The sequence below is a fragment of the Fulvivirga sp. M361 genome (assembly GCF_007097395.1).
Classification (GTDB): Bacteria; Bacteroidota; Bacteroidia; order Cytophagales; family Cyclobacteriaceae; genus Fulvivirga.
The window spans coordinates 1-11,879 of record NZ_VKDC01000048.1 but is presented as its reverse complement, the minus strand read 5'-3'; the positions used below and the strand labels follow the sequence as shown (position 1 = coordinate 11,879).

The 11,879-nt window shown below is 42.4% G+C and carries 7 protein-coding genes and 2 pseudogenes; 3 read left to right on the top strand and 6 right to left on the bottom strand.

The window, feature by feature from the left end; translation table 11 throughout:
- Positions 1-85 precede the first annotated feature (85 nt).
- On the bottom strand, positions 86-565 hold the full coding sequence (locus FNH22_RS29015) for an Lrp/AsnC family transcriptional regulator (protein ID WP_143402032.1): 480 nt from the start codon (positions 563-565) through the stop codon (positions 86-88).
- A gap of 220 nt (positions 566-785) precedes the next feature.
- On the opposite strand from FNH22_RS29015, the gene FNH22_RS29010 reads away from it, so the two are divergent.
- The 3 genes from FNH22_RS29010 to FNH22_RS29000 all read left to right on the top strand — a co-directional run bounded on the left by FNH22_RS29010 (position 786) and on the right by FNH22_RS29000 (position 5,202).
- The gene (locus FNH22_RS29010) at positions 786-2,093 is read left to right on the top strand and encodes a dihydrolipoamide acetyltransferase family protein (RefSeq protein ID WP_143402031.1); all 1,308 of its coding nucleotides are present in this window, start codon (positions 786-788) and stop codon (positions 2,091-2,093) included.
- A 27-nt stretch (positions 2,094-2,120) separates the two neighbouring features.
- On the top strand, positions 2,121-4,190 hold the full coding sequence (locus tag FNH22_RS29005) for a thiamine pyrophosphate-dependent enzyme (protein WP_143402030.1): 2,070 nt from the start codon (positions 2,121-2,123) through the stop codon (positions 4,188-4,190).
- Between the two features lie 196 nt (positions 4,191-4,386).
- Positions 4,387-5,202 (top strand): DUF6503 family protein, encoded by an 816-nt coding sequence (locus tag FNH22_RS29000; RefSeq protein ID WP_143402029.1) that lies wholly within the window; start codon positions 4,387-4,389, stop codon positions 5,200-5,202.
- Between the two features lie 520 nt (positions 5,203-5,722).
- Here FNH22_RS29000 and FNH22_RS28995 read toward each other — a convergent pair.
- From FNH22_RS28995 to FNH22_RS28975, 5 genes and pseudogenes are all read right to left on the bottom strand, one after another.
- Positions 5,723-6,016, bottom strand: a complete 294-nt coding sequence (locus FNH22_RS28995) for a hypothetical protein (RefSeq protein WP_143402028.1) — start codon at positions 6,014-6,016, stop codon at positions 5,723-5,725.
- A 708-nt stretch (positions 6,017-6,724) separates the two neighbouring features.
- A pseudogene (nagB, locus tag FNH22_RS28990) lies at positions 6,725-8,652 on the bottom strand (glucosamine-6-phosphate deaminase).
- A 27-nt stretch (positions 8,653-8,679) separates the two neighbouring features.
- The gene (locus FNH22_RS28985; protein ID WP_143402027.1) at positions 8,680-10,338 is read right to left on the bottom strand and encodes a sodium:solute symporter family protein; all 1,659 of its coding nucleotides are present in this window, start codon (positions 10,336-10,338) and stop codon (positions 8,680-8,682) included.
- A gap of 119 nt (positions 10,339-10,457) precedes the next feature.
- Positions 10,458-11,351, bottom strand: a complete 894-nt coding sequence (locus FNH22_RS28980) for a sugar phosphate nucleotidyltransferase (protein ID WP_143402026.1) — start codon at positions 11,349-11,351, stop codon at positions 10,458-10,460.
- Positions 11,352-11,361: 10 nt separating this feature from the next.
- Positions 11,362-11,643 (bottom strand): annotated as a pseudogene (locus tag FNH22_RS28975) (GHMP kinase); the annotation flags it as partial.
- Positions 11,644-11,879: the final 236 nt, after the last annotated feature.

Genomic DNA, 11,879 nt, shown 5'->3' with positions numbered 1-11,879 from the left:
TCGAAAGAGTGGTCTCTTTTTATTTCTGTTACATTCCAATTCCCGGTGTTTTCAGGCATTGATCCGGGAAACAGCCTAAACCCTCTCAACCTCTCATCAGTGACACACTCACCCCTGGTTTCCTTTTGACGGTCAATGAGAGGAAAGACTCAATGCGGGCAATATTGGGTACACCGAATAGTTTTTGTGTTACAAACTCCTGGTACTTCTCAATGTCCCTGACCAGCACTTTTACAATGAAGTCGCAGCTTCCTGTCACATAATGACATTCCTGCACTTCAGGTAAACCTACTATCCTTTGTTCAAATGCTTCGATCAGGTCTTTGGTATGGTCCTTAAAAGAGATATGAGCAAACGCCGTAAGTTTTATTCCGAGCTTTTCATAGTTAATGGCAGTAGTATAATGATCGATAATGCCGCTTTTTTCCAGGCGTTTGATCCTTTCAAAAATGGGCGTGGTGGAAAGGTTCAACTTCTGTGACATTTCTTTGACCGTAATCCGTGCATTCTGCTCTAACAGCCTTAAGATACCCCAATCTATATCGTCCGGTTTTTTCACATCCATGATTTAAGTGGTTTAGCTCCTCTTTCTATTCTTATTGTAAAGTCATTCCTGTCATTCAATTGAATCACTAGAATAATCCTCTAAAAAGCGGTAGAACGAGGCTCAAATAAAGAATAAAAGAATATAAAATCAAATAATTATAGATGAATTATCTTAATTATTATCATGAATAGAATAGGACTATATATATGGTTAATTTTATAGAATAAATGTATTAACAATGGATAATTTTGATTTGGTCTTGCCAAAGATGGGGGAAAGTATCACAGAAGCCACCATCCTGAGTTGGGTAAAGCAAGTGGGTGAAAAAATAGAGGAGGATGAAACCGTCTTAGAGGTGGCTACGGACAAGGTAGATTCAGAGTTACCCTCCCCCATCACCGGAGTAATTTCAGAGATACTGTACCAGGAAAACGAAGTGGTAAAGGTCGGGCAGGTCATCGCACGGATTACGCCTGATGGCAAGGCCGGACCTACATCAATACCCCGGCAAAACAATGATCATTCAGAGGCAGAAACCCCGGAGCCCCCGGCACACAAAGAAGCCATTAATGGCAATGGTCATACCGTTTTAGAAGTTCCTCCAAGGGAGGCAAACGGACGAACACTTTCACCCTTAGTCAGAAACATTATTCAAAAAGAAGGGATAGCGACTGCTGAACTTGACCGCATCAAAGGAACCGGTCCTGACGGCAGGATCACCAAAAATGATGTATTGGGCTTCCTGAAGCAAAGGGATAAACCCGTTGAGGTTATCCGTCCTTCAAAGGAAGTGGTGGCAGCTTTACCTGAACAAAATAGTGCTCCTGAAGCTTCGGGGAATACTGAGATCATCGAAATGGACAGGATGAGAAGCATGATCGCCGATCATATGGTCATGTCCAAGCGTACTTCACCTCATGTTTCTTCATTTGTGGAAGTGGACATGACACGCATTGTCCAATGGAGAGAGCGTATCAAAAACAGCTTCCAGACCAAACACGGACAGAAGATCACCTTTACCCCCATTTTTGTGGAAGCCATTGTGAAAGCCATCAAAGAATTTCCGCAAATCAATGCTTCTGTTTCCGGCAAACAGATTGTGGTAAAAAAAGACATCAACATCGGTATCGCTACCGCATTGCCCAACGGTAACCTGATTGTACCGGTGGTAAAAGATGCTAAAGGCAAAAATCTATTAGGCCTTACACACCAGGTCAACCAATTGGTGAACAAAGCCCGCAACAACAAGTTGTCTCCTGAGGATATTTCCGGAGGTACTTTTACGCTAAGTAATGTCGGTACGTTCCGGAACCTGATGGGTACTCCTATTATCAATCAACCGGAAGTAGCGATAATGGCCACCGGCATGATCAAAAAGAGGCCGGTAGTGATAGAAACAGAGCAGGGAGATACGATTGCTATCCGGCATATGATGTACCTCTCCCTCTCTTATGACCACAGAATAGTCGATGGCTTTCTGGGGGGCTCATTCCTGGCAAGAGTTGGTGACTTTCTGGAAGCATTTGACGACAATCAAGACATTTAGCAACCTGGCTGTTAAAAGACAAATAGTATGATTACATTATCAGGATCCATTCAAAAGAAACTATTCAAAGAGGCTTTTCTGAAACTTTGTATGGCCAAATCTCTGGCGGAGCTGTACGAGGAAAATTTTAAAGTGGTCTCAAAATATGTTCACGCTACGGCCAGAGGTCATGAAGTGATCCAACTGGCCGCTTCCATGCAATTACTGCCCCAGGACCTGCTCTATCCCTATTACCGGGACGACGCTATGTTATTGGGGATAGGCATGGAGCCTTATGACCTGATGCTACAACTTTTAGCTAAAAGGGACGATCCGTTTTCCGGAGGCCGTACTTATTATGCTCACCCTAGCTTAAATGATCCTGATAAACCCAAAATACCACACCAATCCTCAGCTACAGGGATGCAGGCCATTCCTGCTACCGGCGCCGCTATGGGATTACAGTACAGGGAAAAGATGTTCGGGGACCACGCTAACCCACTACCCCTGGTAGTGTGTTCATTAGGTGATGCCTGTATTACAGAAGGTGAAGTGGCTGAAGCCTTTCAAATGGCTGCTTTAAAGCAACTTCCCATCTTATATTTGGTACAGGACAATGAGTGGGACATCTCTGCCAATGCAGAAGAAATACGTGCGCAGGATGCCTATGAATATGCTCAGGGGTTCAAAGGACTCGAAGCCATCAGCATGGATGGCACGGACTTCACAGAAAGCTATCATACGTTGAATGATGTCATCCACACCATTCGTACCGAACGCCGCCCTTTCCTGGTGCACGCCAAAGTTCCTTTGCTGAACCATCATACCTCAGGTGTGCGTATGGAGTGGTACCGTGACGACCTGGAAGAACAAAAATTACGAGACCCTTATCCTATTACCCGTTATCAAATGCTGGATGCCGGCTTTAGCGAAAAGGAGCTCGAAAAGATCGAAAAGCAGGCACAAAATAAGGTAAAAGCCGACTACGAAAGAGCGTTGGACGCACCTGAACCAACACCGGAAGACCTGTTTACCCATGATTATGCTCCTACTCCAATTACAGAAGAACATGGGCAGCGCACCCCGAAAGGGGCCGAAAAGACGGTAATGGTAGACTGTGCCTTACATGCTGTCGAAGAATTGATGCAAAACAAAGAATGTCTGCTGTATGGACAAGATGTCGGCGCAAGACTAGGGGGCGTTTTCCGTGAGGCGGCTACGCTGGCCCAAAAATTTGGGGACGACCGCGTCTTTAACACACCTATCCAGGAAGCTTTTATCATTGGGTCCACGGTAGGTATGTCGGCTGTCGGCTTAAAACCGATCGTAGAGGTACAGTTTGCGGACTACATCTGGCCGGGTTTGAATCAATTGTTTACAGAAGTAAGCCGTTCCTGTTATCTTTCTAACGGAAAATGGCCTGTGAGTATGATCTTACGTGTTCCTATCGGAGCATATGGAAGCGGAGGCCCGTACCATTCCTCCAGTGTAGAGTCTGTAGTCACAAATATTCGTGGCGTAAAAGTAATTTATCCGAGTAACGGCGCTGACCTCAAAGGCTTGATGAAAGCAGCTTATCACGATCCTAACCCGGTCGTAATATTCGAACACAAAGGTCTGTACTGGTCTAAAGTGCCCGGTACTAATGCAGCAAAAACGCATGAACCGGCTGAAGACTATATTTTACCCCTTGGAAAGGCAAATGTAGTACAACAAGCCTCCCATGAAAGCATGTCCGCAGATGAAGCGCTGACGATCATAACCTATGGCATGGGTGTACATTGGGCGCTAAATGCCTCCAAAAACTTTAAAGGTCAGGTAGAGATCGTTGACTTAAGAACGTTAAACCCGCTGGATGAAGCCACCATTTTCGCATCTGTCAAACGTACCAACCGGTGCATTGTACTGACTGAAGAGCCTAAAAGTAATTCTTTTGCTCTGAGCCTGGCCGGAACCATACAGCAAAATTGCTTCAAATACCTTGATGCCCCGGTGCTTACCGTGGGTTCGGAAAGTCTACCGGCCATACCCCTTAACACTGTATTAGAGCAAACCATGCTCCCATCAGCAGAAAAATTAACAGAAGCTATAAAAAAATTATTCGGCTATTGGAAATAACTTTTTCCAGCCAATCGACAGATGTTTAGTGTTAATTCGCTAAAATGTCATTTACATGTCAAATATCCTTCAGTGAAAATCGGTTGATTTGCATGTATAGATTGATCACATCATTTCAACCTGGGCTTTCATTGAAAACCACGTTGAAAAGAAGTGAGATCAATTTTCACAACAACTTTTAACCTAAACAAACCCGATGAAAAAGGCATTTACATTATGCGCTGCAGTTCTATATCTCTCAGCATGCCAACCCGCCAGGCAAGAAGTGCAGGAAATCACCACTGAGCCGGAAAGCGAACCTATAACAGAAAAAAGGTCCTTCCCTGAAAATCTCACCAAAGTGCTGGATGCTCACGGCGGATATGACACATGGGCAGGAATGCACCAACTGTCCTATATCAAAGGCACCGGCGAATCTGCGGAGAAACAACTGATCGAATTAAAAACCAGGAAGGTACTGCTGACCTCCGCGAATCATACCATTGGCTTTGATGGTAACGAAGTCTGGATAAACCCTGCAGATGCAGCATTTGGTGGCTCACCCAGGTTTTACCATAATCTATATTTTTACTTTTTCGCTATGCCTTTCGTATTATCAGACCCGGGCATCAACTACTCGGACGTTGAACCTCTGTCCGTGGATGGTACAGACTATCCTGGAATAAAAATATCTTACAATGAAGGCGTAGGCGACTCACCCAAAGACAATTACATCCTATACTACGATGCAGGTACCTTTCAAATGCAATTTCTGCAATATACAGTGACCTATCGCTCCCAGGAAATCAATGACGATTACCGTCTGATAAAATACAGCGACTGGGCCAACGTAAGTGGCCTTTTATTACCCACAAAACTTAACTGGTACACTTACGAAGATGGTAAACTCGGTGAAATGAAAAATGAAGCCGTTTTTTCAGATATAAGCATCGGTAAAGAACCTCCGGCTGATGAACTATTTGCCATTCCCGAAGGTGCTAAAATTGACGCTAAATCCGGTGCCGGGAAATAGATTTTAACCTAAACCATTATGAATAGTGAGAGAAGATCAATACTCAGAGATCTTCTCTCCTTTCATAGAACAACACTCTATCTCGCAATATATTTGTATTGAATAAATACCTCTCTTTAAGAATGGCTCAATAGTTGGTTGAGCGACTTACTCTCCGGTTATTTTCATTTCAACATGGAATTCATGCTCACAAAATGATAACAAGGTGACCAATGAAAGTCCAACTATACTCATCTAATCACTTAATTCAGTAACACTTCCGACCCGTTTGCCAATTCAACTAATTATACAAATAAGATCAGCTGCTATGCGGGGCTGGATCTGTGATTAGCCCATTTTTTCTCTGTTTCTATTTCCTTTCAGATAGTAAGAAAAAAACTGTTCAATGGTAGTTATAAAGTAAAGAAAACGCCTGATCTAGGTACCGTCTCGGAGCAATTAGAACAGGGCAACTGATTGACCAGGCGCATCTTATAGACAAAAAAAACGATCGGAGGAAATGAACGCTTGACCCGGGCGATCAGCTATATTTATGCTGAACACGTCCCGGATAGCCCTTCGGAAGTGAGTATTTATAACAGCTATCGATATTAATGAAGTCCCCCATAAGCCACGGAACAAAAAGCATGAATCGGACCAAAGGCAGTTTTAAATTCCCAGGCCGGATATGTTCTTTGCCTTTCTTAGTTGAGTTGTTTTCATATGTGCCGGGTACGCTGTAGTGCCCGGCTCTCGTCAAAAGGTCAATGTTCTTCTGAGCCAGAATGCAGGCACGGGGTAAAAGTGTGATCAATAAAAAGCCAATCTTTTTCATAGGGTTTCAACTAAAAACGAAGCGTAATAACAAGAATAACGGTATCCGGCCGGGTTATCTAAAACCAGTCAACTTGAGCCCAAGTATTAGTAAGCCAGGAAAAATCGATTTTAGGTTCATTTGCTCGCATACATACGAGGCTGACAAATCCTCAGTCTTTTTTAATAAAGCCTTGCTACACATAGTTTAAATACTTTGAGAATCGGGTTGACACCTTTAATTATCTATACCTCAGGTAGATTCTCATACAAACTAACCACAAAGCTAACAGGGGAAATGCAACTCCTCTGGCACAATCCCGCCTAATGCTATAACATTTCCGACATAACTGTATAACAAATCCGACAAGACTATGTCATTTCCGACATATAATACTCAATGTATCCGGAGGGGATTATACAGTTTGATTTCAATCACGTAATTCATAAGGATTACGATTTGCTGTTAAAACACTGACGACGGGCAGTCAGGCTTCAAGAGGGTTTAAAACAGTTCAGAAATGAGTAGTTTCTCATGTTTTAAATGAGCCTTGTCATATCAAGAAACTGAGTAAACCGGTTCTGAGGGACTCGATTTTGACTCCTTGTTAAGTACGCAGGCAACTCATGTTTTAAAAGATGAACTACAGTCCTAAAATGCATTTGTTCTTGTAGCTATGTATTAGATCCCATTAAATCGAAGTAGCAACGAGTGATTGATTTAAAAATCTCAAAACTTCCACCTTACAAAGGCCTCCATAGCAGCATAACGGGCGAGTCCGAGTTTATCATAAAAGTCTGCAGTTTCTCTATTTCTATCCTCAGCTCTTTGCCAAAATTCTCTGCTATCTGTGCCTTGAAATACCACACCGTCTTTTTGTGACTGGTGCTTAAAAATACCATGCCGTTTTTCCAACACCTGATCGGGGCTCATAGGCACCGCCATTTCAATTTCATCAACGTTCCATTCCTGCCATGCCCCCCGGTAGAGCCACACCCAGCAATCCTTCATAAAGTCCTCATGTTTCAACTGCCTTATGGAATCAAAAATGATATTAAGACACACCCGGTGGGTTCCATGTGGGTCGGCTAAATCACCAGCAGCATATATCTGATGTGGTTTTATGGTATTGATGATATCCATCGTTATCTTGACATCTTCATCACTTACGGGTTTCTTTTCGGTGGTCCCTGTTTCGTAAAAAGGTAGTTCTAAAAAATGGATCTGTTCATCAGGCAATCCAATAAAATGGCTTGTAGCCTTTGCCTCACCCTGCCTGATCAGGCCTTTGATATGCCTGACTTCCGGTATATCTATTTCACTATTTTTTTTACTCTTAAGGAACTTTACGGAGGCATCATAAATTCCCCTGGCTTCAACACTTCTAATTTTGAACTTATCGTTGTAATCACGACGAAACTTGCGAAACGCAAGGCCTCGTCATCTGCTACTGCAATATTCCCGGAAGTTTGATAGGCCACATGTACTTCATGGCCCTGATTATGAAGGCGCCTGAAAGTTCCACCCATACTAATAATGTCATCATCGGGATGGGGACTAAAGATAAGCACACGTTTCTTTTCCGGTGTAGCCCTTTCAGGTCTATGTGTATCATCAGCCTTTGGTTTTCCACCGGGCCATCCGGTGATAGTGTGTTGTAGTTTGTTAAATATATAAATGTTGATGTCATACGCCGGTCCGGAGTCTGCTAGCAGGTCACTCATACCATTTTCTATATAATCTGCATCTGTAAGCATAAGCACGGGTTTGTTTAGACTAAGAGCCAGTCCAAGAACTGCTTTCCTAACCAATTGATCTGTCCATGCTATTTTTTCTACAAGCCAAGGAGAATTAATACGGGTGAGCTTGGAAGATGCAGCCTTATCAATTATGAAAACGGCATTTTCATGTTCCTGTAAGAATGATGCCGGTACCTGATTAGTAATATCGCCCTCTACCGCTTCTCTAATAATATTAGACTTACCTTCCCCCCAAGCCATTAAAACAACCCGTGTTGCTTCCATTATCTTTTTCACACCCAATGTAATGGCAGTTCTAGGAGTGTTTGCCAGTCCTGAAAAATCATTACTTGCCGCTACCCGGGTAATGTGGTCTAGTGCTACTAGTCTTGTCTTTGAATTTTGTAGCGATCCTGATTCATTAAAGCCAATATGTCCGTTTCCCCCAATCCCTAATATTTGCAGGTCTATTCCGCCCAAATCCTCTATTTTCTTTTCATAGCCATTACAATACTTGAAGATCTCGTCTTTAGGTAAGGTGCCATCAGGTATATGACAGTTTTCGGGTAAAATATCTACGTGATCGAATAGCAGTTCTTTCATAAACCGCACATAACTATTCACTGAATCGGGTTCCATGGGGTAGTACTCATCCAGGTTAAAGGTGATCACGTTTGTAAAGCTCAGGCCTTCTTCTTTATGCAATCGTACCAGCTCGGCATATAGCGCTTTCGGAGTTGACCCGGTCGCTAAACCTAAAATGCACTTCTCACCGAGCTTTTCTTTAGACTGGATCAGTTTGGCTATCTCCTGGGCTACTGCCTTAGATGCGGTGGATGAGCTTTCAAATATTACTGCCTCAATACGTTCGAATCTCTTTTCAAAATCCGTTACGTTGTATACATTGCCTTTTAGCATCGGTTATTTTCAATTTTTATTCTTTACCTATATCGTTGCTTTGATTTTTCCCTTGAATTTGAACAGGACTATTCCTGAGCCAATAGCCAGCACAGTTGCTATAATGACGTGCCTGTAGTCCTGATAGATCCAGTATCCCGTGGCAAACATGCTGCTATAAATGAGAAGGCAGCCCAACAACATAGCTATAAGGCCGGAAGGAACGGTCCATGCATGTTTTTTATTGCCACTTAGTATTATCTTGTTGGGCTTTGCTTCGCTGATTACCTTACGCCATCCAAAGCCTCCCGGCTGTACCCGTTCGAAGAAGCTATGCAATACCTTTTTACTTTCCGGAGGGGTGACGAAGGTGACAACCAGCCAACATAAAGTGGTTATTAATACCACCAGGGGGTACTCGTAGTATTTTTCAAATTGCCCTGTTTCAGCATCAAAAAGGTAATCGCCAAGAGGTGTCAATTTCAATACTATTGAAACGATCCCTGAAATAAACATAGCTGTAATTTCACTCCATGCATTAATGCGCCACCAAAACCATCGTAAAATGAAGATCAAGCCGGTACCTGCTCCAAACACCAATAAACCTTCGAAAAGCTGAAGCGCATTTTGAAGGACCAAAGCCAAAAGAGCACTAAAAACCATGAGAGCAATGGTAGAAATCCGCCCAACTTTAACCAGTTCTTTTTCTGACGCATCAGGCTTGATCTGTAGTTGGTAAAAATCATATACTATGTAGGATGACCCCCAGTTTAGCTGGGTAGAAATGGTAGACATATAAGCGGCGATTAACGAAGCCAAAACCAATCCTAAAAGACCCCTTGGCAGCTTTGTAAGCATAGCTGAGTAAGCGAGATCGTGGCCCAGCTTATCATCAGAAATATCAGGAAAGGCTTCCTTGATGCTTGCCAGGTCAGGAAATACAACTAATGAAGCGAGCAATACGATTATCCACGGCCACGGTCTTAAAGCGTAATGCATTATATTGAAGAAAAAAGTAGCTCCTATTGCATGATTTTCGTCTTTAGCTGCCAGCATTCTCTGCGCCACATAGCCGCCGCCTCCCGGTTCTGCACCAGGGTACCATGAACTCCACCACTGTACGGCTAATGGAATAATGATAAGCGTAATTAGCGCCCTTTTATCGCTAAAATCGGGCAGTAGGGAGAGTTTATCTGCTACATTTTTATTTTCCATCATGGCGGCCATTCCACCTACCTCGGGCATATTAATCAAATAATATGCTGCCCCTACAGACCCTACCATTGCGATGAAAAACAAAATAAAATCACTGTATACGACTCCCTTGAAGCCGCCCAGTGAGCTAAATATCACTGTAATAAGGCCGGTGGTAATGACGGTTTGCCAAGGTTCAAGCCCAAGCATGATGCCTCCAATTTTTATGGCTGCCAGTGTTACCGCTGACATGGTCATGACATTGAAAATGATGCCCAGGTAAAGCGCCCTGAATCTTCTTAAAAATTTTGCAGGTGCTCCCCCATACCGTAGTTCGTAAAATTCGAGGTCTGTATTTACATTAGACTTACGCCACAGTTTAGCATATACAAAAACGGTTAGCAAACCTGTAATCAGGAACACCCACCAAACCCAGTTACCGGATACACCATTGATTCTGACTATATCCGAAACTAAATTGGGGGTGTCTGTGAAAAAGGTGGTTGCTACCATTGAAACCCCCAGTCCAACGCACTTAAAGAAACCATAGATTTGAGTAGTGTTAGGTGATAATCCGCAGATCAGGTTATTTCCTTGAGAGACCTGAAAGTAGTCCAGCCATTCAAATAGCTTTACAACTTATGTTCATTCATTGTATCCCATTGTATTGAAGAATAGTACTTCTTCAAATAGTCTTTTACTTGGATTATGTCTTCCTTAGCGGTCAAATCAGGAACATGTTCTGAACGAGGTAGTCCTAACACAGTTTTGGGGTTATCCTTCAGAAAATTTAAAATAGCGGTGGGGAGCTCTTTTTCATCTCTTTCAGGGTGTATGGGGCAATTTTTCAGGTATTCATATATATCTTTTCCATTGATCTTAAATACATTCATGCTTACCCTCACTTTGCCATGCCTATCTTTATATTTTTCTATTTCATGTACAGAAGGTTTTTCTATGATGTCCAGCAGATAGTTTTCATTGTCAAAAGTTGCCACAGCAAAGCGAGCTATACGTTCCGGAGGGAAGTACAGGCTATCCCTGTCATAGCTGATCAGGGCATTAGGTATATCTATTTTACGTAAACTACTTAGCGCTTCTACAGAATAGAGGTTATCACTATTACAAACGGTGTAAAACTGTGAGTTTAATTCAGGGTACTGTTCTACAGCTTGAAACAAGGCATCAGCTGTACCGAAAGGTTTAGCTCTGTTTTTGGGAACATATTGTACCGCATAGGATATGGTAAGTCCATGAAAGTCATTATCTCTTGGCTTTTCTCCATAAAAAGTTTTAAAAAGTTCAGCTTCTTCACCAATCACTAAATATATATTTTGATAGCCTGCTTTTTTGGCATTATATAAAAGGTAATCCAATAGTGGTCTTCCTCTGTGCCCAAGAGCAATAAGCCCTTTGCTTCGGTTATTTGCCTGGGCTATTTCTTCATCACTCAAATTATTCAGTGATTCTGAATTTTTCATTCGTGATGAGGCGCCACCTGCTAATATGATTAAATTGGTATGCATGACAGTGATATTAGTGGTTTGTTTCAACATTGCTTAATACTCGTGCGCCTGGGTCCACTTCTACAGGATAGGCGTTTACAGCTCCTGCTGCGATTATCGCAGCAACGATTACTTCTTTCTTTTCTTTCGGGGCGATTACTGTGATGCTACCTCCTCTGCCGGATCCTACTATCTTGGCCCCATATGCTCCGGCTTTTAAGGCTGCATCTATCATATCATCAATTCTGGGGACGGTGATTTTTAAGATATTTTTTAAAATCTCATGATGTTCATTCATAAGAGCGCCAATCTTTTTGAAATCGGGTTCAGGCTCTTAAAATACTGTCAGGGCCCTTTGTGTGATATCATGATTCTTAATAGCAGCGACAAAGTAGTTATGAAGATGATCTGGTATATACCTTAAATAACGTGAATATCGGATAAGTGAGGCATTATTTAGTTTATGAAAAAAGGCTGTTTTTGGGTATATTAAAGTTGTGATTTTCAATATATCTAATCCCAAAAACAACCCTTATGCTTAAAGATAAA